Raw genomic sequence first — 22,369 nt, 5'->3', positions numbered from 1 at the left:
AGTGGGAGTCATCTCATATGCAACAGACGTCATATTTTAAGGCGTTATCGTTAATTTGTGTAAAACAAAACAGGAGCGTGCACTTTGAGGTGCATGCTCCTGTTCGTTTTACAGTAAAGTGAACTAAGCCTGACTTGTTTTTGATTTGACTAAATCAACAACTTCATCGACAGTAGCACAATTAATTGCGCGGTCTGCTAATTGTGTCATCTCAGTTTGACTTAAATTTTTAATTTGTCGGCGTGCTTTTAAAATGGATGTCGCGCTCATTGAAAATTCATCGAGCCCTAAACCAATTAATAGTGGAATAGCTGTTTCATCTCCAGCCATTTCACCACACATACCTGTCCATTTACCTTCTTTATGAGATGCTTCAATTACTTGCTTAACTAAGCGTAAAATTGAAGGATTGTAAGGTTGGTAAAGATATGATACACGTTCTGACATACGGTCAGCTGCCATCGTATATTGAATTAAGTCATTCGTTCCAATACTAAAGAAGTCAACTTCTTTAGCAAAAACATCAGCTAAAGCTGCTGTAGATGGAATTTCCACCATAATACCTAACTCAATATCATCGCTAACTTCAACGCCTTCTTGTTTTAAGTTTTCTTTTTCTTCAAGAAGAAGCGCTTTTGCATCGCGGAATTCTTTAATCGTCGCAACCATTGGGAACATAATGTTCAGTTTTCCGTAAGTTGAAGCGCGTAATAACGCTCTTAATTGTGGACGGAAAATTTCAGGTTGATCTAAACAAAGACGAATTGCACGGTATCCAAGGAATGGGTTCATTTCCTTAGGCAAGTTAAGATATGGCAATTCTTTATCTCCGCCGATATCTAACGTACGAACAACTACGCGTTTACCATTCATTTCTTGTAATACTTTTTTATAAGCTTCAAATTGCTCATCTTCTGAAGGCATCGTATCGCGACCCATATATAAGAATTCTGTACGATATAAGCCAATACCTTCTGCACCGTTATCTTTTACACCTGGCAAATCATTAGGTGTCCCAATATTTGCGGCAAGTTCAACATGTTGACCATCTTTTGTTTTTGATGGTTCATCACGTAATTGTTTAAGTGCTTCACGATCAGCAAAGAATGATTCACGTTTATGTTGATACGCTTTTAGTTCATCTTCCGTTGGATCAATGATAACATCTCCAGTTAAACCGTCAATAATCACCATATCACCTTGTTCTACAGATTCAGTAATTGATTTTGTCCCTACAACAGCTGGAATCTCTAATGAACGACTCATAATCGCTGAGTGTGAAGTACGACCACCAATATTTGTAACGAATCCTTGAACATATTGTTTATTTAATTGTGCTGTATCTGATGGCGTCAAATCATGGCCCACAATGACGACGCTTTCATCGATAATACTCGGATTTGGTAATTCAACACCAAGAAGATGTGCTAAAACACGTTTGGACACATCGCGTATATCCGCAGCACGTTCTTTCATGTATTCATTATCCATTGATTCAAAAATTGAAATAAAGTTTTGTGACACTTCAGTTAACGCATGTGGTGCGCTTGCTTTGTCATTCTTTATTTTTTCTTCAATAGGGTTAATCAATTCTGGATCATCAAGTACTAATAAATGCGCATCAAAAATGGCCGCTTTGTCAGCACCCAATTGTTCTTCCGCATTATTGCGAATTTTTGTTAACTCTATTTTAGAATTTTTCAACGCATCGTTGAATTTTTGGATTTCTTGTTCAGGCTGATCTGTTGTCTCTTGACTAAAACTCAAATCAGGTTCAACGAGCAAATACGCTTTGGCAATAGCAACACCATCTGAAGCTGCAATTCCCTTAATTATATTTGACATTATTTTGTTAACCCTTCTTTTGATAAGACTTCAGTAATCGCACTGATTGCTTCTTTTTCGTCACTACCATCAGCATAAATAGTAATTTCTGCGTCTTTTCCGACACCTAAGCTCATAACACCCATGATTGATTTTAAGTTGACTTTTTTAGCGTTGTACTCTAATTGAATATCTGAGTCAAATTTAGAAGCTGTTTGAACAAGCATTGTTGCAGGACGTGCATGAATACCTGTTTCGTCAATAATTACATATGATTGTTGTTCCATCTTACATCTTACTCCTTCAATTTCTAGATTTACTAGCTTAAATTATTACTAACTTTGCTACATAGCTTAACATTACCAAATTCTATATTTAAATTCAATTCGTAAATGCTTTCATCCCTTGATTTTCACAGGATTGGTTCAAAAAATCGTCACGGAATTTTATAAATTATAACAATGCCTTAACAACATTTTCACATTTTTGAATGTGATCTTTTCCTACTTTATTCATAAAGTAATAACTAATTGATGCCGATACCGCTTGTCCTACAAGAGGAAACCAACGTGTTTGTTTAGCCGCTGCACGTTTTGCGACATCTCTCACAACTACTTTTAAAATACCGCTTGATACTTTCTTTCCTATAAATTGACTGCCTTGAATGCCTGCAGCCATCAAGACACGATTTTTCATATCATCGCTCATTTTATTCACTTGTTTGTGATCTAAACCATAAATTTTATTGACATCTTCTATAATGTCACGCATTAATTTCATATCGACGCCAAAATCGAATCCTGGTATTGGAACGATGGTTGCACTCGATGAAAGAAAAGCTTTTTTCTTCACAAGGTTTTCAGCACGTTGACGTCTTTCATTTATTTCTGAAGTCGTGACTGGTAATGTATTTTTTCGTTTTATGTTTTCAATATTTAAGACTTTATTCCCTACTGTTTCGCTAATTTTATTGGAAATACCCATTTCAACTCCACCTTTCAAACCGTTATTACCTTCTTATACCCCGTTTCAATTTCAAATATTACTGAAGTGTCACAAAAATCAATTTAAGATATTTCGACGGTTTAAAATGTGGATGTGTTTTAAAATCTTTAGGCAAACCCATTACCTCATCAATTTGATAAGCGACGCCTTCATGATCTAACGTTTTTTTAACCATATTTTTAAATGCTTTTAATGAATAAGCACTGTGATTTGTACTTAAAATGAGACTGCCCTTCGCATTTAATAATGTTAAAGCACCTTCAATCAATTGCGGGTAATTTTTAGTAACAGAAAAAGTCTTCTTTTTATTGCGGGCAAAGCTTGGTGGATCAATCACGATTGTATCGAATGTCAGCCCATGTCTTTCTGCATATTTATAAAAATCAAACGTATCCATGACAAAAATATTTTGTGATTTCGGATCGATACCATTGAGTCCAAAATTTTCTTCAGTCATGGGACGGGAACGATTCGCTAAGTCTACACTTGTTGTTTTTGCACCGCCTGTCGCAGAAATTACAGAAAACGCACCTGTATAACTAAATAGATTTAAAACCTTTCTGTCTTCTGAATAATAATCTCTTAATTTTTTTCTTGCCTCTTTTTGATCTAAAAATATACCTGTCATCGGTCCATCATCGAGGTGCACATTGTAAAACGTGAAATTTTCCTCAATCACAATTGGAAATTCCGGTTTTTCCCCTTCAACCCATCCACCTTTAATAGATTGATGTTTAAATCTCGTTTTTTCAAAAATTGAACGAAACGGAAAGACCTGTTTGATTGCCCCAAGAATAGAATCACGAAATTGATAAATTCCCACTGAATACCATTGAATCAATAAGTGACCATCATAGGAATCAATCGTTAAACCACCTATTCCATCCCCTTCTCCATTGAATAGACGAAAAGCATTAGTTCCTTCAATTTGATAATAGTATTGGCGTGTTTCTAGAGCTTGTTCAAATAACTGCTCAAAAAAAGCTTGATTAATTTCATCATCTTTTTCATATGATAATATCCAACCTAACCCTTTATGTTGTCGTCCAACGTAGCCGACACCGATAAATGAATTTTTAGATGTTAATAATTGAAATAAATCTCCCTCTTCTAGTCGATCGTGGCGATAGATGTCCTCTTCTTCTATTAAAGGGTATTGATTAAGATATTTATCTTCTTTTCCTTTATTTAATACTGCGGTTTTCATATAATCAGCCTTTCCCTTCTTGTCATTACCACCATCTTAACACGAAAAATATGGGAGTAACATTGTTATCGTAGTACCGATGTGGACTTTCCAACATGAAAATGTTCGCTTTAATTTTGATGTAATCTCACTAGGTCGTGTGATTTCTTTTTTAAGAGGTATTAATACTTTTTTCACGCCTCAACACAGGCATTGCATACGGATTTTTATCATTAAAAGAAAGCGCTAAGACAATTTTCTAGTAAAATCATCTTAGCGCGATTGATTTTGGGATTGGTGTCCCAGTCTCTCCAAGCTAGTATTCAATTATTGCGGTTTTCTTGGTACGGGACCTGGTTGTCTCAATTGTAAGACGAAAGCAATAATAGTCGGAACTAACATTAAAATTAGAATTGGCGTGATGAAAATGGATAATAACAATCCATGTACGACAATGACGATATACTCTGTCAATAATTTAAAGAATAAAATACTAATCATAAATAATTGTAAATAATAATATTTACCTCTTAGCATTCGTGTTACAGACGTTAAAATAAATAAAATAGCAACAATTAAAAGAAGAAATAGACTAATCCACTCGTATACATATTGTGTTTGTGAAAGTTCCCAATCTCCAGATAAAAATAAGGCATTGCGGTTGTTAAATTCTAATAAAATAAAGAACAATAGAATTACACCACAAGCAATGGTTACGTAGCCTTTATTTAGCCATTTTGGACGTTTTTTTAGAAACGTAGGGATATCATCTTCTTCCAATTTAGCCCATTTAAACCATTTTTCTACAATCGCTTCACGCTTAGCACGTAAGCGTTCGATATCAATACTTCTACGTGTACGATGCGAAATATCATGTGTGAATTCAACTGTACGATCTTGGAAATCCTTGAAATGAATTTTAGAGGTGTTCGTAAATTGATACTTTTTACTTCTAGAATATGGATTTTCTTCACCTGTAATCTCTTCTTGCGATACAGGTAGTGAACGACGAAGAAATAAGAAATTCCATATTGCCATTTGTCCAATCAACCATAATACGACGAAAAATGTATTGATACTTAAAACGTCGATTGGTGCTATTTGACGACTTTCAATTCTTGTATAAAGTGCCAATTGTGTAATGATATAACAAATGCCGTAACTAAAAATAATCCATAAATAATGTTCTTTACGATGTAATGGATTCAGCTCATCTTTATACGCAATATAACCAATATGAATTAGAAATGGAATGATGAAAACAAACGCAATCCATCCATACACTTGTGACATAAAAATGAGTGTTAAAACGAAGAAAATGATTCCGATAAGTAAAAATAAAATAGATATGTCGTAATCAAATCGTGTCGTATTTGTGAGTGTTCGACCTATGAAGAGCATTAAAATACCAAAAAGAAGAATAATAACGCCACTTGCTAGCGGGATATCACCAATATACTTACTCATCACGCGGATAATTTCATTGAAAAAGGCCATAATGAAGTCCCATAAATTATCAATCTTAGAAATATGGTGCTTGCCATCCTTTAACTCATGAATGAGTGGAATATTTATAAAAATAATCACACTTAATAAAATTGACAGTGCACCGATAATATAGCTATAAATGACCTCGGTGTATTTGTTAAACAAAGACATCCTCTCACCTCAAAGTTATTATATACGAACTATGAATACCTGTCTGTAAAATTAATCAAATTCAGTCTTTAGAATGAGAATTTTCAATACTTATATCGCATCAAAATTTTAACTCGATTTCCCCACTATTGCGTACAGCAAGCATCCACGTATATACAATTGAAAACTTCAAAAAATACTTGATTGGTTTAGTATACCAAAAGATAGTCAGCACCTTAACCATTTCACTCATGCTTAAAATGACAAACTAACCTTCGTATATCATTCAAATTTTAGCACCGCTTCATCAATACGACTCAAATGATCTGAAAAGAAAAGCACTTTTCAATACATAAGTTTAAAATATCAAACCCCTTGGATGTCTCATCTCCCCCTCATCGCAGCCAAAACACGCATTGATATACATCCTTTAAAATCTTGTTTGAAACAATTATGTTTAGCGTTTTTCAATATGGGTTATGTATTATTATAGCTTTAAACGAAAGGGAGGCGTTTTAAATGTCTGAAAAAGATATTAAAAAAGCTGCAGAACAAGCAAAAGATAAAGAGCAAGAATTAAAAGATAAAAAAGAAGATGCTAAAGAAGGCGCTGAAAAAACAAAAGACGATATTCAAAAAACTTTTGAATAATGCGACCTTTTTATTTGAATGCTGTGCATTTATAGAAGTTTAACAAGGGATTGAACGTTAACATGTTCTAATCCCTTCTTTTGTGTTTGACAGACATCTCATTAGGCATATCATTCAAAGCATAGTATTGAAATTGTCGGCCATCTCGCCATTAAAAAGAATGTTGAAGAGTGTTGACTTTTGAATGGGCTAGGTGTACATTGACATTAACAATTAAATACGCACGCACTAGGGGTGTGAAAGCTGAGATGAGGATAAGCCTCGAACCCTTTGAACCTGAACTAGATGATACTAGCGTAGGAAAGTGTTTCATTTATAATGGATACGCCTTGTTATAGGAGAAAAGCACATGCTTCAATTAAGATGACTTGTATCCCATATAAATTATCACAGCATACGTCTGTCTCTAGTGTAAGAGATATGCGTATTTTTTTAATTTTGGGAGGTATACAGATGAAGAAAGGCTTAACATTATCAGATATTCTGGTCACTGTATTGGTTTCAGTCATTTTTGCAGTGATTTATAATTTATGGTGGATTGTGAATAATACAGTTCAACCTTTAGGATTACATTTAGATCAACTTATGTATGGTATGTGGTTTAGTGCCGCTGTCGTTGCATATCTTATCATTCCAAAAATGGGGATTGCACTTTTAGCTGAATTTGCTGCAGGAGCTGGGGAAACGATTCTCATGGGACGTTTTGATATTCCTACGATTATTTATGCATTGCTACAAGGTCTTGCTTGTGAGATTGTATTTGCTATTTTCAGATATAAATCTCGTGCATTAATGGTAGCTGTTCTTGCAGGTATGGCAGCTGCAATCATTAGTTTACCGATTGACTGGTACTATGGTTACTTAAATGAAGTTGCCACATGGAATCTTATTTTACTTATTTCATTCCGTGTTATCAGTGGTGCAGTTCTAGCGGGTGTATTTCCTTATATCTTAGTCAAAGCCCTGGATCAGACCGGTGTCACTAAACTATTTCGACCTGCATCTAAAGATGATTACGATACATTGTAAGGTGGCTTCATTGTGTTAAAAGTTAAAAATTTACGCTTAAAATATCCAAGCGCACCCTATAAAATTTTTGATGGTATCGATATTGAAATAAAAGATAAAGAAAAAGTACTTTTACTTGGCCCTTCAGGTTCAGGTAAAAGTACATTACTCAATGTATTAAGTGGTATCGTACCGAATTTAATTGATTTACCTATGAAATATGATGAACTGCAAATTGCTGAGCACTCAGGTGTTATTTTTCAAGATCCTGATTCACAATTTTGCATGCCACAAGTGAATGAAGAGCTTGCTTTCATTTTAGAAAATCAGCAAGTCCCCCGTCATGAAATGGATGCAAAAATTCAATGGGCTTTAAAACAAGTGGGCCTTGATATTAATCCTAAACAATTGATCCATCATCTTAGCGGTGGGATGAAACAGAAGCTAGCCATTGCTGGCACTTTATTACAACGTGCAGATACTTTGTTTTTAGATGAGCCCACAGCAATGCTTGATACAGAAGCTACTGAAAATTTATGGACCTTGTTGAAAACGCTATGGCAAGACCAAACGGTATTAATTGTTGAACATAAAGTGGCACATATTTGGGACCATGTTGATCGTGTCATTTTAATGAATCATCAGGGTGAAATCATTCAACAAGGGACACCAAGCGATATTATGAAAAATTATGAATCTCTACTCACTGAATATGGCGTATGGCACCCTAAAGCATGGTCGCATGCCCCTGAACCACAAAAAGCTCCCTTTTCTGAGCAGGCATCATTATTTGAATTGGCGTTTCATCAAGGGGCTGTCCAAAGAAATCGTCAAACTTTATATGAAGTTGAAGACTTGACCATTCGTTCTGGAGAATGGATAACTTTAACTGGGAAAAATGGTACAGGCAAAACGACGCTATTAGAATCGATTATGCAGTTGATTCGTTATAAAGGCAAGATGACTTTTAATGGCAAAAAACTCACTAAAATTAAAGATGCTGCGCAACACATGTATCTGGTTTATCAAAATCCGGAGCTACAATTTATTCAAAATAGTGTATACGATGAAATCTATATTAATTACCACCATATGGATTCTAAAAATGCCAAATCTCGCACGTCTGAGATGCTCGCACTTCTTGATTTAGAGCATGTCTCACAGCAACATCCTTTTGAACTCTCAATGGGACAGAAAAGACGTTTAAGCGTGGCAACAGCTTTAAGTACTGAAGCGGATATCATTCTCTTAGATGAGCCTACATTTGGTTTGGATAGTCACAATACATTTAAACTTATTGAATTGTTTCAAAAACGTGTCGCTCAAGGACAAACGATTTTAATGGTAACCCATGACCCACATATTATTCAACGTTATCCATCAAGACGTTTAGAAGTTAGAGGCAAACAATTACATGAAGTCGAGGTGGTGCGTGAATGATAGAGTCATGGAAAATACGTAATACGTTTATGGATCAAGTGAACATTGTAACGAAGCTATTTTTAGGCATCGCGTTATTCTTTTTCATCATTTTTATTCATAATTTTGATTTTATGATTTACCTCGCCACAATCATGTTTATATTTATGTGGCTTGTTAGTGGAACTAAATGGAAAGTTGTTTTAACCTTTTCGCTTATTGCGACATTTTTTGCGCTGACTTCATCTCTTTTTATGATTTTTTATGGCCATGGGAAGCACGTTTTATTTTCGTTTGGTTTCGTCAAAATAAGTACTGAAAGTTTAGTCAGAGGCCTTCACCTCTCTTTTCGAACAATGACAATCAGTTATTTTGGCTTGTCTATTGCGTTTACTTCGCAAGTCATTATGATTTTTTATAGTTTTATGCAACATCTAAAAGTCAAACCTAAAGTCGCATATGCATTTATGGCTGCGTTTCGTATGATTCCTTTAATGATTGATGCTTTATTCCAATTAAGAAATTCATTAAAGATGCGTTACCAAATGATCGATAATCAAAATTATTCAGGCTTTAAGCGATTGAAACATTTACTCATTCCTTTATTAAGTCAAAATATCCGAAAAGCGCATCGTCTTTCGGTAGCAATGGAGAAAAAAGGCTTTAAAGATGGACCACGCACATATTACTATCATGTGCCGTTCAGTTATAGAGATATCGTTTTAATCGTCATTACATTGGGTATTGTAATGCTGTCTTTCATATTAGCAGGTACGTTACCATTAACTGGAATTACAGATGCGCGCTAACACGAGTCACGCATCTGTTGCGTTTTCATGATCTCGATGATATGAAAAGGCATCGCACAGATTTCCTTTTAATCCCGTTTATAATTCCATCTGCAAAGGAAATCGGCACGTCACTTAAATCACAGAATAACACTGTGATTTAAGTGACGAACCATCGATGATGTAAGGCAGCATTCCCATACAATGCCTTGCCTTTGGCAGAGTAGACGTATATTGACGAAAGTTTTTTATAAAGCTTACGCGCAATATAGTCTGCTTATGCCTCTTTTTTTATGAGGATTTTTTTGCGCTCTGTCGAATCGGACAGTTACGCAAAAAAGAGGTTAAGCCGCATAACATGGCTTAACCTCTTTTTTGGATGAGCTACAATATGAGACGTTATACTCAATTACACATAGATACTCTTTCTTCTAATATAAGAAAATACAACCTCCTCAATTGACGAACGGCGTAATTGGGGAGGTTGTATTTCTGTTTCAATTTCTATCATTGAAGTGACGACGTCTCTTCATGTAAAGTTTATCCATTATGACAATGCTTTATTTGCAATATCATTTCGATAAAATAAGGCATCACTTTCTATTTGAGCTACACGTTGATACGCTTGCGCCTGAGCTGATTCAATAGTTGCGCCTTCACCGATTGCTAAAATCACACGGCCACCAGAAGTCACATATTGCTCATTTTCATATTTTAATCCACTTACAAAATAATGGTCTAAATCATTTTCAAACCCTGCAACAGCTAAACCTTTGTCATAGTCACCTGGGTAACCTTTTGAAGCAAGCATCACGCCGACTACAGCATTTTCTTTCCATTTCATATCAATAGGTTGCTTTTCATCTAATGCAATGATATGTGCCATAAGGTCACTTTCTAGGCGTGTTAATAAAACTTGTGCTTCGGGATCGCCAAAGCGTGCATTAAATTCTATGACTTTAGGACCTTCTTTCGTTAAAATCGCGCCAATATATAATAGACCAAAGAAGTCATAACCTTCTGCCTGCATCGCTTTTGCAATAGGCTGAGCAATCTTTTCATTAGCTTCTTTTAAAACTTGGTCACTGATATGTGGAACTGGGCAGTAAGCACCCATTCCGCCCGTATTAGGACCTTGATCTTGATCGAAAGCACGTTTATGATCTTGCGCAATCGTATCAAAAGGTACGGCATAGTCACCATTAACAAATGTCATGAGTGAAAACTCTTCACCTTCTAAAAACTGTTCAAAAACCACTTTGCTTTCTTTTTCAGGATATAAAATATCAACTGCTTCTTGCGCTTGCTCACGCGTTTCTGCAATAATTACGCCTTTACCAGCTGCTAAACCATCTTTTTTCAAGACCACTGGCAATTCACATGTTTCAATGTAAGCTAAAGCTTCCTCTTTATCATTAATTTCACGATAATCTGCTGTTGGGATATCATATTTTTCCATAAGACGCTTAGCAAAAGATTTTGATCCTTCGATTTGTGCAGCATCTTGATTAGGGCCAAATACTTTGATTTTTTCCGCTCTTAATAAGTCAGCTAATCCCCCAGTTAAAGGTTGCTCTGGTCCAATGATTACCCACTCTACTTGATGGTCTTTTGCAAATTCAACAATGCGATCGTGTTCCGTTTCAGCAATTTCTGAATGCACTTCGGCTACATGATTCATTGCAACATTTCCTGGGATTGCAAAAACTTTTGAAACGAGCTGAGATTGATTTAATTTGTGTGCAAGTGCGTGTTCACGCCCGCCACCACCAACGACCAATACATGCATAGTATGCGTTCCTCCTTCATTAATGTTTGAAATGGCGCATGCCTGTAGTTACCATAGCGATACCATATTGATTCGCCATATCGATTGAATCTTGATCTTTAATAGAACCCCCTGGTTGTATAATGGCTTTAATACCTGCTTTTGCAGCAGTTTCAACTGTATCACTCATAGGGAAGAAACCATCTGACGCTAATACGACTTGATCGTTCATTTCGATTGCACGCTCAATAGCAATTTTAGCAGAACCGACACGATTCATTTGTCCCGCGCCAATCCCCACAGTTTGTTTGTCATTAGCTAATACAATCGCGTTACTTTTCACTGACTTAACAACTTGCCAACCTAACAATAATGCATTCCATTGTTCTTCTGTTGGTTTCGCTTCTGTAACAACGGTCATGTTTTCTTTTTTAACATCGAAGTGATCTTTATCTTGAACAAGATAGCCACCTGAAACAGAGACAAATTCAACTTCATCTTTTTCTTCAGACATTTCAATTTCAAGTAATCGGATGTTTTTCTTTTGTTGCAATACGTCGAGCGCCTCTTTTTCAAATTTTGGCGCAATCACAACTTCTAAGAAAATAGAATGTAAATCTTCAGCAAGCGCTTTTGTAACTGGACGGTTTAATGCAACGATACCACCAAAAATAGATTGACTGTCTGCCTCATATGCATGTTGATACGCTTGATGAATGTCTGAAGCAATACCTACACCACATGGGTTCATATGCTTAACTGCAACTGCAGTCGGTAAATCGAATTTTTTAACAAGTGTTAATGCCGCATCCGCATCTTTAATATTGTTATAGCTCAATTGCTTACCATGCAGTTGTTTTGCACCTGCAATGGTATTCGGAGCTGATGATGTACGAACAAATGACGCAGACTGTTGCGGATTTTCACCATAGCGTAAAGTTTCTTTATTGTCACTGAAAAATTCAACAATCGCTTGGTCATATTCAAATGTATGATTAAAAACTTTAATCATTAATGACTTTCTATAAGCTTCATCTAAAGTACCATTTTGAATACGCTCAATCACTGTGTCATAATCAGTTGGATCCACAATCGTTGTAACATGTTTAAAGTTTTTCGCAGCAGCTCTTAACATTGTCGGCCCACCGATATCAATGTTTTCAATTGCGTCCATTTCTGTCACATCTGGATTTTTTACTGTTTCTTTAAATGGATATAAATTAACAACCACCATATCAATTAAATCAATATTTTGTTTTTTTAATTGTTCTAAATGCTCCGGTTTATCTCTATCAGCGAGAATACCGCCATGAACAGCTGGGTGAAGTGTTTTAACACGTCCATCCATTATTTCCTCAAACTGTGTTAATTCAGACACTGATGCCACTTTCACTCCTGCTTCATCAATTGCACGATATGTGCCACCTGTTGAATATAATGCATAACCTGCATCGACTAATGATTTGGCAAATTTAACAATACCTGTTTTATCAGAAACACTCAAAATTGCTTTTTTCATGGTTTAATTTAACTCCTTATTGAATAATCTTCTTTATTACGGTTGGATATAATTCATATTCTAATGATTTAATACGTTGTTCTAATGTAGATATCGTATCATCTTTATAAATCGGACATGTACGTTGTTCAATAATTTGTCCAGTGTCCATGCCTGCATCAACATAATGTACAGTTGAACCCGTTTGGTCATCGCCACTATTTAATGCTTGTCCGACTGCGTTTTTACCTTTATATTTCGGTAATAATGAAGGATGAATATTAAGCATACGACCTTCATATGCTGATAATAACGTTTCACCAATGAGTCGCATATAACCCGCTAAAACAATCCATTCTGCTTGTTCAGCTTTCAAATGTTTAAGCACATCCGCTTCATACGCCGCTTTATTTTCATACGTTTTAGGTACAAAAGCATGAACGGGTATTCCATGTTGTTGCGCTAGTGCAATACACGCGGCTTCTGGTTGATCTGTATATAGCGCTGTCACTTCTATATTTTGCAATTCACCTTCACGAATGCGTGTCATAATATTATCGAAATTCGTCCCTGAGCCTGAAGCAAAAATCGCAATTTTAATCACAGTGCCGCCTCCGTTAAGCGAATGGCTTCATCTTCTTCAGTAATTGTACCTATTGTGTAAGATTGAACATCCGCTGCTTTTAAAATTTGATGCACTTTTGTTTCATCTTCAGGTCGAACAATAAGTGTAAAACCGATGCCCATATTAAAGATGTGATACATTTCATCACTATCAACTTGTGCTTCTTGTTGTAACCATTCAAATACTTTAGGTGTTGGGAAAGATTCTGTATTAACAACGGCTGTCTTACCTTGTGGAAGTGCTCTAGGAATATTTTCATAGAAGCCACCCCCTGTAATATGTGTCATCGCTTTAATTTGTACTTGTGATTTCACCTCAAGTACAGGTTTAACATATAGTGCAGTCGGTGTTAAAAATACATCTAAGTAGCTTTTCCCTGCTTCAAATTCATCTTCGACATTAATGCCAGATTGTGCAATTAAGCGACGTACTAAACTATAACCATTTGAGTGAATACCATTGGATGCAAGTCCAATGATGACATCTCCTTTTTCAACTTTTGAGCCATCGATATAGTCTTCTTTTTCAACAGCACCTACAGCAAAACCAGCGACATCATATTCACCTTCGTGATACATCTCACCCATTTCAGCCGTTTCGCCACCGATTAACGCTGTATTTGTAGCAACACAACCATCACTAATTCCTTTGACAATTTGCTCAATGACTTCAGGTACGACCTTATTTGTAGCAATGTAATCTAAGAAGTATAATGGCTCTGCACCTGTCGTTAAAATGTCATTGACACACATGGCTACTGCATCAATACCGATGCTGTCATGTTGATTATAGTCAATCGCAAGTTTTAGTTTTGTACCGACGCCATCTGTACCTGATACGAGGACAGGCGCTTTCATGTTCAGTTGTGATAAATCAAAAGTTGCCCCAAAGCCACCTAATCCACCGAGTACTTCTTTGCGCATTGTTCTTTCAACATGACTGGACATACGTTTGACCGCTTCATAACCTGCCTCAATGTCCACCCCAGCTTTTTTATACGATTCAGCCATTTATTACACTCCTCTTCTTTTCATTTCTTTCGCTTCTGGCAATTGATGATCTACAATTTCAATTGGATATTCACCTGTAAAGCAAGCGTTACATTCACCTTTAGAACCGTGCGCTCCGAACACTTCATGCATCCCATCTACAGATAAATACGTTAATGTATCTGCACCAATCATTTTTCGGATTTCTTCGACGCTATGTTGTGCTGCCATCAGTTCAGCATGTGTAGAAACGTCTATCCCGTAATAACATGGATCTTGTAATGGAGGTGAAGAAATACCCATATGCACTTCTTTAGCACCTGCTGATTTTAATGCTTTCACAATGTATTTACTTGTCGTTCCACGCACAATGGAGTCATCTATCACCACGACACGTTTTCCTTCAATCACATCACGAATTGGAGAATGCTTCATTCGGACTTGACGCTCTCTGACTGTTTGATCAGGTGTAATAAAAGTACGGCCAATATATCGATTTTTTAATAATCCTTGTTCATTCGGAATTCCTGTGTATTCAGAAAAACCTTTTGCAGCTTGAAGAGAAGAATCAGGCACACCAATAACGATGTCTGCATCTACTCCCATTTCTTCAGCTAACTTGCGCCCTAAAGCTTTTCTGACATTATAAATAGAATGATTTCGAAATTCAGAATCAGGACGTGCAAAATATACATATTCCATAGAACACATCTTATGATCTACATCAGGCGTATACATATCGTAGTCCACATCATCTTCATTTGAAAATGTGATTAATTCTCCAGGTTCAATATCACGAATATACTCTGCACCAATTGCTGTAAAAGCACATGTTTCACTAGCTACACAATATGCTCCGTCCACTTTACCAAGCATTAAAGGACGTACCCCACGATTATCTCGTGTTACGGTCAATTGCTGTTCATTTAAAATGACACAACTAAAGGCACCTTTCACTTGGTTCAACGCAGCTTTTTGATTCGTCTTAATATTTTTCGATTTACCTTTAATGAGTAAGTGTGCTAAAACTTCTGAATCACTTGTTGTTTGGAATATGCCGCCTTCAGACTCAATCGCTTTACGAATTTGACCTGCATTTGTCAAATTCCCATTATGCGCTAATCCTAAGTCCCCTTTTGAATGTTTAAACAAAAAGGGTTGGACATTTGAAATTTCACTTGCACCCGTTGTCGCATAACGGACATGACCGATAGCGTGCGCATAACCTTGAAGTGAGTTAAGTTGTTGTTCTGAAATCGCTTCGGGAAGTAATCCCATACCACGTGCGCCAAAGAGTTGCTCACCATTCGAACATACAATTCCAGCACCTTCTTGACCACGGTGTTGTAAACTGTGTAAAGCCATGTATGTTAAATGTGCCGCATGTGGATGATTCCAAATTCCAAAAACACCGCATTCTTCATTTAGTCCACGGATGTCATACATGCCTCAATAGCCCCTTCCCAGTTTCTTTTAAGTTCTGATGTACGACGTTCGATTACACTTTCTTTACCTTCTACTTTAAAGTCGTCAGTGTCAGTGAAAGAACCAATTAGTGTTGCATCTTCAATATCAATGCTTTGTCCTTTTTTAACAGCGACAATATAACGCCCTTGTGTCTCACTAAACAACTGTGCATTCGTTAAATCAAATTTTGCATCAATACCTAAGCTGTAATGCGCACTCATTTTAGCTAATGTAAGTAATAAACCGCCTTTACCGACTGTTTGTGTATGTGAAACTTTTCCACTGCGAATCGCTGAACGGATTGCTTCGCCTCTTTGGACTTCTTTAGATAGATCGATATGCGCCTCTTCATGATTGACACCGCCATGTAAAAGTTTCTCAATTTGGCTTCCACCAAAGCTATCTGTCGTTTCACCTACAACATAAAGTGTATCGCCAACAGATGGTTGATATGATTTTAAATAATCGATATCTTCTATTAATCCCACCATACCTACAACAGGTGTTGGGAAAATTGAAGATGTTCGTGTTTCGTTATAAAGTGATACGTTACCAGATACGACAGGTGTTGCTAATACTTCACATGCTTCAGCCATTCCTCTTGTAGAATCAATAAGCTGTTGATAAATGTGTTTTTTCTCAGGAGAACCATAGTTTAAACAGTCCGTCATCGCAAGCGGTTTTGCACCAACTGCGATTAAGTTACGGTATGCTTCTGCAACGACCATTTTTCCACCTTCATACGCATTATTAAATACGTAACGAGCTTCACCATCGATTGTTGATGCAACAGCTTTATTCGTACCTTCGACACGTACAACTGAAGCTTGTAATCCCGGTTTCACAATGGTATTCGCACCGACTTGTTGATCGTATTGATCATACAAGTAATGTTTTGATGCAATTGTAGGATGCGTCAGTAATTGATCGAATACATTTTCAACATCTATATTGTCGTAATTGTTTGCCGGCGCTTCATGTTGAAGTTTCTCTCCCTCTAATACATAAACTGGTGCTTCGTCAGCAAGCGGTTCAACAGGGATATCTGCATAAACTTCACCTTCATATGTGAGAACAAAACGATTGGTATCTGTTACTTCACCAATGACTGCACTATCTAACTCGTGATAATCAAATAAATCTAAGAACTTTTGTTCAGTTCCTTTCTTAACAACGAGTAACATACGCTCTTGTGTTTCTGAAAGCATCATTTCATATGGTGAAATTCCTTTTTCACGTACAGGGACTTTATCTAGTTCTAAATGAATACCGCTGCCCCCTTTTGCAGCCATTTCAGAAGATGAAGATGTCAAACCTGCAGCACCCATATCTTGAATTCCTACTAGTTCTTCAAAAGTGATTGCTTCTAAAGTCGCTTCCATTAACTTTTTACCGACAAATGGGTCACCGATTTGAACAGAAGGACGTTTACTTTCACTTTCTTCTGTTAACTCTTCTGATGCAAAAGTCGCACCGTGAATTCCATCACGTCCTGTTTTTAAGCCAACATAAATGACAGAGTTACCTACGCCTTTAGCAGTTCCTTTTTGAATCATGTCATGATCAATAACACCGACACACATCGCATTGACAAGTGGATTACCATCATAGCGTTCGTCAAATTCAATCTCCCCTGCAGTTGTAGGGATTCCAATACAGTTACCATAGCCACCTATACCTGCAACTACGCCACTTAATAATCGACGGTTCGTTTTTTCAGTCAGTTCGCCAAAGCGTAAACTATTCAATAAATTAATTGGACGTGCACCGATAGATACGATATCACGAATAATGCCACCAACACCTGTTGCTGCGCCTTGATACGGTTCTATTGCTGATGGATGGTTGTGTGATTCAACTTTAAACACGACTGCTTGATTATCACCAATATCCACAACACCTGCCCCCTCACCAGGTCCCATTAATACATGTTCACCTGTAGTTGGGAATTGTTTTAAAAATGGTTTAGAGTGTTTGTAAGAACAGTGTTCACTCCACATTACTGAAAAAATACCTGTTTCAGTAAAATTAGGTGTGCGTCCTAAAATTTCAGTTACTTTTTCGAACTCTGTATCACTTAACCCCATATCACGATACAATTTTTCTGATTTAACTTCTTCCGCAGACGGCTCTAAAAATTTAGGCATTTTGTTCCCTCCAACTATTTACCATAGATTCAAATAATTTCACACCACTATCAGTACCAAGAATTGCTTCTAATGCTCGCTCTGGGTGAGGCATCATGCCACAAACGTTTCCTGCTTTATTCACAATCCCTGCAATATCATCGTGTGAACCATTTGGATTGTCCACATATTTCAAAATAATTTGGTTATTTTCTACTAAGTCTTGATAAATTTCTTCCGTACAATAATAATGACCTTCACCATGTGCAACCGGGTAAACCACTTCTTCACCCTCAGCATAGTTATTTGTAAACGGTGTTTGATGATTTACAATTCTCAAACGTTCGTTGCGACTTACAAATAAGTGTGAGTCATTATGCAACAATGCACCAGGAAGAAGTCCAATTTCTGTTAAAATTTGAAAACCGTTACAAACGCCAAGGACAGGTTTGCCTTCTTCTGCAAGTCTTTTAACTTCTTTAATAACCGGTGCGACACTCGCTACAGCACCTGAGCGCAAATAATCACCAAATGAAAAACCACCAGGAATCAAAACACCGTCGTAGCCATTTAATGACGTTTCACGATAATCCACATAATCAGCTTCTACACCTGATTTGATCGCTGCATTATACATATCACGGTCACAGTTAGACCCTGGGAATCTTAGGACAGCAAACTTCATTTTATGCATTCTCCTTTTCATCCAATACTTTGTAGCTATATTCTTCTATCACTGTATTCGCAAATAACTTTTCGCTTAATGTTGTGATGACATTATGAACCGCTTCATCCGTTGCTTCATCAATTGTCATATATAACACTTTCCCTACACGAATATCATTAACTTGTGGATATCCTAAATCGTGTACTGCACGATTCAACGCTTGTCCTTGTGTATCTAAAACTTGGGGTTGTAAAGTGATGTGTAATTCGATTGTTTTCATAATTAAAGTGCCTCCAATTTATTTAAGAAAGTTTGATAAGTATCGATTAAAGAACCTGTATCTTCTCTATATACATCTTTGTCAAAATTTTCGTGTGTCGTTTTATCCCAAATACGACATGTATCAGGGGAAATTTCATCTGCGAGCACAAGTTTCCCTGATGAATCGTGCCCAAATTCAACCTTAAAATCAACGAGATCAAGTCCCATTTCATCCATTAATTTCACAAGCGCTTGATTCACTTTGAGTGCTTCCGCTTTAAGTGCAGCAATCGTTTCGTCATCTGCAATATGAAGGAGCTTAACATGATCATCTGTAATCAATGGGTCGTTAAGGTCATCATTTTTGTAGAAAAACTCAACGAAAGGATAATCAAAACGATGTCCTTTTTCAAAACCAAGACGTTTTGTAATAGAGCCTGCAGCAATGTTTCTGACTACGACTTCTAGCGGGATGATTTTAACCGCTTTTACTAATTGCTCCGTTTCAGACAATTGACGAATGAAGTGACTTTCAACGCCTTCTTTTTTAATATATTCAAAAATCTTACTTGTAATTTGGTTGTTTAAGCGCCCTTTCCCAACCATTGCATCTTTTTTAGCGCCATTTCCTGCTGTCACTTCATCTTTATATTCGATACGTAATTCATACGGTTGCTCCGTTTCGAATACACGTTTGGCTTTACCTTCATATAGTAGACTCATTTGATTTGGTCTCTCCCTTCAAATTGTTTCAACATAGCTTTTTCAGTTTTTTCAATATCGTCTGTTAAAACGGTCATATGTCCCATCTTACGTTCAGGTTTTCGCACTGTTTTACCATAAATATGCACATGCCATTCTGGATGTTGACTGAATTGATCTTCTAATAAGTCTAAATCTTTACCTAGTAAGTTCATCATGACTGCAGGTTTCAATAACTCGATTTGAGATGGCAATTGTTGCCCCGTCACAGCTAGGATATGTGTATCAAATTGAGAAAAATCACACGCTTCAATTGAATAATGTCCTGAATTATGAGGACGTGGCGCAATCTCATTGACGTATAGTTCATTTTGTTGATCAATAAAAAATTCAACTGTAAATGTCCCTACGAAATGTACTGCTTCTGTAATTTTCGAAACTTCTTGTCGTGCTTCTGCCTCTTTACTTGAACGCGCAGGTACAATTGTTTTAAACAATACTTGATGACGATGTTCATTTTCTTGAAGCGGAAAATAAACTTTTTGTCCATGGTTCCCTATCGTTACAGTTAGTGAAACTTCGAGTACTAAATCCAAAAATTGTTCTGCGACACATTCTTGATTTTCAATTAAAGCTAATGCTTCCTCGAGTTGCACTTCTGATTGTACAAGGATTTGACCTTTACCGTCATAACCTCCAAAACGTGTTTTAAGCATAAAAGGATATCCTAATGTTCGTATTGCCACATTCAAATCTTGTGCTGATGTGACTTGAACAAATGGGACGACCTTTGCGCCTGCATTTTGTAAAGTTTGTTTTTCTGTTAAACGATCTTGAAGAAGTTGGATGGCTTGATAACCTTGAGGAACGTTGTAATTATCTACAAGTTTTTGAAGTTGTTTGCCCGCAATATTTTCAAACTCGTAAGTGATAACGTCTGATTTTTCTCCTAATTGTGTTAATGCTGACATATCATCATAGGCAGCATGTATAAATTCATGTGCAACATAACGGCAAGGACAATTTTCATCTGGATCCAACACGACTACACGATACCCCATTTTTTGTGCAGATTGTGCCATCATCTTTCCAAGTTGTCCGCCACCAATAATGCCAACTGTTTGTCCAAAATGTAACTTATCGAAGGTCATTTTGCATCACCTCTACTTTTTCTACAAGCGATGCTTCATAAGCGGTTAAACGCGCTTGAACTTGTTCATCTGTCATACCTATCATTCTTGCAGCCAAAATCCCTGCATTTTTTGCACCTGCTTTACCAATTGCCGTTGTAGCTACAGGTATTCCGCCAGGCATCTGAACGATAGAAAGTAATGAATCTAAACCTTTTAAACTTTTAGATTCAATAGGTACGCCAATGACGGGCAATGTCGTCATAGAAGCGACCATACCCGGTAAATGTGCAGCACCACCTGCACCTGCAATAATGGCTGAATATCCATTTTGTCGTGCTTGACTTGCAAATTCGACCATCATATGTGGTGTGCGATGTGCTGAAACGACTTTTTTATCATATGGAATTTCAAACTCATCTAACATGACGCAAGCTTCTTTCATTATTTCCCAGTCAGAAGAACTCCCCATTATGACTGCTACCTTCACTATGAACACCCTTTCAAAGATTTGAAATATTAATCTTAATAGTTGTATATTACAGGTATAGCATAACAAGCTCACATGCTTTTTTCAACGTAAAAATCGAACTTTAATACTTTTTTTAAATCTATATTTCGTATTTTGTTCGATTATTGGTATAATTACATTGCAATCATTCGTTATTGTTCGAATTATTATGAGGAGGCTATTTTTATGAGTGCAAAAATTTTAGATGGGAAGCAAATCGCGAAAGATTATAGACAAGGTTTGCAAGATGAAGTAGAAAAATTAAAGGCGCAAGGGTATACACCTAAGCTTTCTGTTATTTTAGTTGGAAATGACGGCGCAAGCCAAAGCTATGTCCGTTCAAAAAAGAAGGCAGCTGAAAAAATTGGCATGATTTCTGAAGTTATTCATTTAGATGAAGATACTTCTGAAGCAGATGTGTTAAAAGAGTTAGATCGCTTAAATCAAGATGACAGCGTAAGTGGGATTTTAGTACAAGTTCCGCTTCCGAAACAAGTGGACGAACAAAAAGTATTAGATGCCATTGACCCAGCCAAAGATGTTGATGGTTTCCACCCTATCAACATTGGTCGTTTATATTTAGATGAAGCAAAATTAATCCCATGTACACCACTTGGCGTGATGGAATTATTGAAACATGCGGATATTGATTTAGAAGGTAAAAACGCAGTAGTTATCGGCCGTAGTCATATTGTGGGTCAACCTGTGGCAAAATTATTAATCCAACAAAACGCAACTGTCACTGTTTTACATTCACGCAGTCAAAATATTAGTGAACATTTAAAACAAGCTGATGTCATTGTAAGTGCGGTAGGTCGTCCTGGCATGGTGACACGTGATGACGTTAAAGACGGTGCTGTAGTGATTGATGTCGGAAATACACCAGATGAAAACGGTAAGCTTAAAGGTGATTTAGAGTATGACGAAGTAAAAGAAATTGCAGGCGCAATCACACCTGTTCCTGGTGGTGTAGGACCGATGACAATCACAATGGTTTTAAATAATACTCTAATTGCTGAAAAAATGCGTCGTGGCTTGGAATAAACTATCAACATTGATGCATGCTAAAGATATGTCTGTTAACGGTATATTTTTTCTTAGTTAGT

At 36.7% G+C, this 22,369-nt stretch carries 21 protein-coding genes and 1 riboswitch; of the genes, 5 read left to right on the top strand and 16 right to left on the bottom strand.

The genetic code is table 11. The annotated features are described in order from the left end of the window. Positions 1–123: 123 nt before the first annotated feature. From ptsP to auxA, 5 genes are all read right to left on the bottom strand, one after another. Entirely contained in the window at positions 124–1,845 is a 1,722-nt protein-coding gene (ptsP, locus tag HMPREF1208_RS02385; protein ID WP_016424750.1) for a phosphoenolpyruvate--protein phosphotransferase, read from the bottom strand. Then, positions 1,845–2,111, bottom strand: coding sequence for a phosphocarrier protein HPr (locus tag HMPREF1208_RS02380; protein WP_016424749.1), 267 nt, complete (start codon positions 2,109–2,111; stop codon positions 1,845–1,847). The genes ptsP and HMPREF1208_RS02380 overlap by 1 nt, the downstream gene beginning before the upstream one ends. Before the next feature lie 166 nt (positions 2,112–2,277). Beyond that, complete coding sequence (locus tag HMPREF1208_RS02375; RefSeq protein ID WP_037559087.1) at positions 2,278–2,808, bottom strand: hypothetical protein; 531 nt, start codon at positions 2,806–2,808, stop codon at positions 2,278–2,280. A gap of 58 nt (positions 2,809–2,866) precedes the next feature. After that, the gene (locus HMPREF1208_RS02370) at positions 2,867–4,036 is read right to left on the bottom strand and encodes a class I SAM-dependent rRNA methyltransferase (protein ID WP_016424747.1); all 1,170 of its coding nucleotides are present in this window, start codon (positions 4,034–4,036) and stop codon (positions 2,867–2,869) included. Positions 4,037–4,342: 306 nt separating this feature from the next. Continuing rightward, complete coding sequence (gene auxA / locus HMPREF1208_RS02365) at positions 4,343–5,674, bottom strand: lipoteichoic acid stability factor AuxA (protein WP_016424746.1); 1,332 nt, start codon at positions 5,672–5,674, stop codon at positions 4,343–4,345. 498 nt (positions 5,675–6,172) lie between these two features. Between auxA and graF the strand changes: the two genes are divergently transcribed. The 4 genes from graF to HMPREF1208_RS02350 all read left to right on the top strand — a co-directional run bounded on the left by graF (position 6,173) and on the right by HMPREF1208_RS02350 (position 9,540). Continuing rightward, on the top strand, positions 6,173–6,304 hold the full coding sequence (graF, locus tag HMPREF1208_RS12165; RefSeq protein ID WP_016424745.1) for a glycopeptide resistance-associated protein GraF: 132 nt from the start codon (positions 6,173–6,175) through the stop codon (positions 6,302–6,304). A 220-nt stretch (positions 6,305–6,524) separates the two neighbouring features. Next, positions 6,525–6,624: riboswitch (TPP riboswitch) on the top strand. Between the two features lie 133 nt (positions 6,625–6,757). Next, a complete protein-coding gene (locus HMPREF1208_RS02360; protein WP_016424744.1) occupies positions 6,758–7,333 on the top strand; it encodes an ECF transporter S component in 576 nt (191 codons plus the stop codon). A 12-nt stretch (positions 7,334–7,345) separates the two neighbouring features. Continuing rightward, a complete protein-coding gene (locus HMPREF1208_RS02355) occupies positions 7,346–8,752 on the top strand; it encodes an ABC transporter ATP-binding protein (RefSeq protein WP_016424743.1) in 1,407 nt (468 codons plus the stop codon). Beyond that, positions 8,749–9,540, top strand: coding sequence for an energy-coupling factor transporter transmembrane component T family protein (locus tag HMPREF1208_RS02350; RefSeq protein ID WP_016424742.1), 792 nt, complete (start codon positions 8,749–8,751; stop codon positions 9,538–9,540). Before HMPREF1208_RS02355 ends, HMPREF1208_RS02350 begins: the two co-directional genes overlap by 4 nt. Positions 9,541–10,066: 526 nt before the next feature. On the opposite strand, the gene purD is transcribed toward HMPREF1208_RS02350, so the two are convergent. The 11 genes from purD to purE are packed head-to-tail and all read right to left on the bottom strand — an operon-like array spanning position 10,067 to position 21,242. Then, positions 10,067–11,308, bottom strand: a complete 1,242-nt coding sequence (gene purD, locus HMPREF1208_RS02345) for a phosphoribosylamine--glycine ligase (protein ID WP_016424741.1) — start codon at positions 11,306–11,308, stop codon at positions 10,067–10,069. Between the two features lie 19 nt (positions 11,309–11,327). Continuing rightward, the gene (gene purH, locus HMPREF1208_RS02340) at positions 11,328–12,806 is read right to left on the bottom strand and encodes a bifunctional phosphoribosylaminoimidazolecarboxamide formyltransferase/IMP cyclohydrolase (protein ID WP_016424740.1); all 1,479 of its coding nucleotides are present in this window, start codon (positions 12,804–12,806) and stop codon (positions 11,328–11,330) included. Between the two features lie 16 nt (positions 12,807–12,822). After that, positions 12,823–13,389, bottom strand: a complete 567-nt coding sequence (purN, locus tag HMPREF1208_RS02335; protein ID WP_016424739.1) for a phosphoribosylglycinamide formyltransferase — start codon at positions 13,387–13,389, stop codon at positions 12,823–12,825. Continuing rightward, positions 13,386–14,420, bottom strand: coding sequence for a phosphoribosylformylglycinamidine cyclo-ligase (purM, locus tag HMPREF1208_RS02330; RefSeq protein WP_016424738.1), 1,035 nt, complete (start codon positions 14,418–14,420; stop codon positions 13,386–13,388). Before purM ends, purN begins: the two co-directional genes overlap by 4 nt. Positions 14,421–14,423: 3 nt before the next feature. Next, positions 14,424–15,845: an amidophosphoribosyltransferase gene (gene purF, locus HMPREF1208_RS02325; protein ID WP_016424737.1), complete on the bottom strand. Its 1,422-nt coding sequence runs from the start codon at positions 15,843–15,845 to the stop codon at positions 14,424–14,426. Beyond that, on the bottom strand, positions 15,824–18,013 hold the full coding sequence (gene purL, locus HMPREF1208_RS02320) for a phosphoribosylformylglycinamidine synthase subunit PurL (RefSeq protein WP_016424736.1): 2,190 nt from the start codon (positions 18,011–18,013) through the stop codon (positions 15,824–15,826). Before purL ends, purF begins: the two co-directional genes overlap by 22 nt. After that, positions 18,006–18,677: a phosphoribosylformylglycinamidine synthase I gene (gene purQ, locus HMPREF1208_RS02315; protein ID WP_016424735.1), complete on the bottom strand. Its 672-nt coding sequence runs from the start codon at positions 18,675–18,677 to the stop codon at positions 18,006–18,008. The genes purL and purQ overlap by 8 nt, the downstream gene beginning before the upstream one ends. 1 nt (position 18,678) lies before the next feature. After that, the gene (gene purS / locus HMPREF1208_RS02310) at positions 18,679–18,939 is read right to left on the bottom strand and encodes a phosphoribosylformylglycinamidine synthase subunit PurS (RefSeq protein ID WP_016424734.1); all 261 of its coding nucleotides are present in this window, start codon (positions 18,937–18,939) and stop codon (positions 18,679–18,681) included. 2 nt (positions 18,940–18,941) lie between these two features. Beyond that, entirely contained in the window at positions 18,942–19,643 is a 702-nt protein-coding gene (gene purC / locus HMPREF1208_RS02305; RefSeq protein ID WP_016424733.1) for a phosphoribosylaminoimidazolesuccinocarboxamide synthase, read from the bottom strand. Next, positions 19,640–20,773, bottom strand: coding sequence for a 5-(carboxyamino)imidazole ribonucleotide synthase (gene purK, locus HMPREF1208_RS02300; RefSeq protein WP_016424732.1), 1,134 nt, complete (start codon positions 20,771–20,773; stop codon positions 19,640–19,642). Before purK ends, purC begins: the two co-directional genes overlap by 4 nt. Continuing rightward, on the bottom strand, positions 20,760–21,242 hold the full coding sequence (gene purE / locus HMPREF1208_RS02295; protein ID WP_037559084.1) for a 5-(carboxyamino)imidazole ribonucleotide mutase: 483 nt from the start codon (positions 21,240–21,242) through the stop codon (positions 20,760–20,762). Before purE ends, purK begins: the two co-directional genes overlap by 14 nt. Positions 21,243–21,449: 207 nt before the next feature. Between purE and folD the strand changes: the two genes are divergently transcribed. Beyond that, positions 21,450–22,307: a bifunctional methylenetetrahydrofolate dehydrogenase/methenyltetrahydrofolate cyclohydrolase FolD gene (folD, locus tag HMPREF1208_RS02290; RefSeq protein ID WP_016424730.1), complete on the top strand. Its 858-nt coding sequence runs from the start codon at positions 21,450–21,452 to the stop codon at positions 22,305–22,307. The last annotated feature ends 62 nt before the right edge of the window (positions 22,308–22,369 follow it).

The sequence above is a fragment of the Staphylococcus sp. HGB0015 genome (assembly GCF_000411275.1).
In the GTDB taxonomy this organism is placed as follows: Bacteria; Bacillota; Bacilli; order Staphylococcales; family Staphylococcaceae; genus Staphylococcus; species Staphylococcus schleiferi.
The sequence above is the reverse complement of the archived record's forward strand: the minus strand, read 5'-3'. Positions and strand labels throughout refer to the sequence as shown.

What these genes read in the sequence shown, in the direction of transcription:
- ptsP (WP_016424750.1), bottom strand. Translation starts at nt 1,845, where the DNA reads ATGTCAAATATAATTAAGGGAATTGCAGCTTCAGATGGTGTTGCTATT.
- HMPREF1208_RS02380 (WP_016424749.1), bottom strand. Translation starts at nt 2,111, where the DNA reads ATGGAACAACAATCATATGTAATTATTGACGAAACAGGTATTCATGCA.
- HMPREF1208_RS02375 (WP_037559087.1), bottom strand. Translation starts at nt 2,808, where the DNA reads ATGGGTATTTCCAATAAAATTAGCGAAACAGTAGGGAATAAAGTCTTA.
- HMPREF1208_RS02370 (WP_016424747.1), bottom strand. Translation starts at nt 4,036, where the DNA reads ATGAAAACCGCAGTATTAAATAAAGGAAAAGAAGATAAATATCTTAAT.
- auxA (WP_016424746.1), bottom strand. Translation starts at nt 5,674, where the DNA reads ATGTCTTTGTTTAACAAATACACCGAGGTCATTTATAGCTATATTATC.
- graF (WP_016424745.1), top strand. Translation starts at nt 6,173, where the DNA reads ATGTCTGAAAAAGATATTAAAAAAGCTGCAGAACAAGCAAAAGATAAA.
- HMPREF1208_RS02360 (WP_016424744.1), top strand. Translation starts at nt 6,758, where the DNA reads ATGAAGAAAGGCTTAACATTATCAGATATTCTGGTCACTGTATTGGTT.
- HMPREF1208_RS02350 (WP_016424742.1), top strand. Translation starts at nt 8,749, where the DNA reads ATGATAGAGTCATGGAAAATACGTAATACGTTTATGGATCAAGTGAAC.
- purD (WP_016424741.1), bottom strand. Translation starts at nt 11,308, where the DNA reads ATGCATGTATTGGTCGTTGGTGGTGGCGGGCGTGAACACGCACTTGCA.
- purH (WP_016424740.1), bottom strand. Translation starts at nt 12,806, where the DNA reads ATGAAAAAAGCAATTTTGAGTGTTTCTGATAAAACAGGTATTGTTAAA.
- purM (WP_016424738.1), bottom strand. Translation starts at nt 14,420, where the DNA reads ATGGCTGAATCGTATAAAAAAGCTGGGGTGGACATTGAGGCAGGTTAT.
- purF (WP_016424737.1), bottom strand. Translation starts at nt 15,845, where the DNA reads ATGTATGACATCCGTGGACTAAATGAAGAATGCGGTGTTTTTGGAATT.
- purL (WP_016424736.1), bottom strand. Translation starts at nt 18,013, where the DNA reads ATGCCTAAATTTTTAGAGCCGTCTGCGGAAGAAGTTAAATCAGAAAAA.
- purQ (WP_016424735.1), bottom strand. Translation starts at nt 18,677, where the DNA reads ATGAAGTTTGCTGTCCTAAGATTCCCAGGGTCTAACTGTGACCGTGAT.
- purS (WP_016424734.1), bottom strand. Translation starts at nt 18,939, where the DNA reads ATGAAAACAATCGAATTACACATCACTTTACAACCCCAAGTTTTAGAT.
- purC (WP_016424733.1), bottom strand. Translation starts at nt 19,643, where the DNA reads ATGAGTCTACTATATGAAGGTAAAGCCAAACGTGTATTCGAAACGGAG.
- purK (WP_016424732.1), bottom strand. Translation starts at nt 20,773, where the DNA reads ATGACCTTCGATAAGTTACATTTTGGACAAACAGTTGGCATTATTGGT.
- folD (WP_016424730.1), top strand. Translation starts at nt 21,450, where the DNA reads ATGAGTGCAAAAATTTTAGATGGGAAGCAAATCGCGAAAGATTATAGA.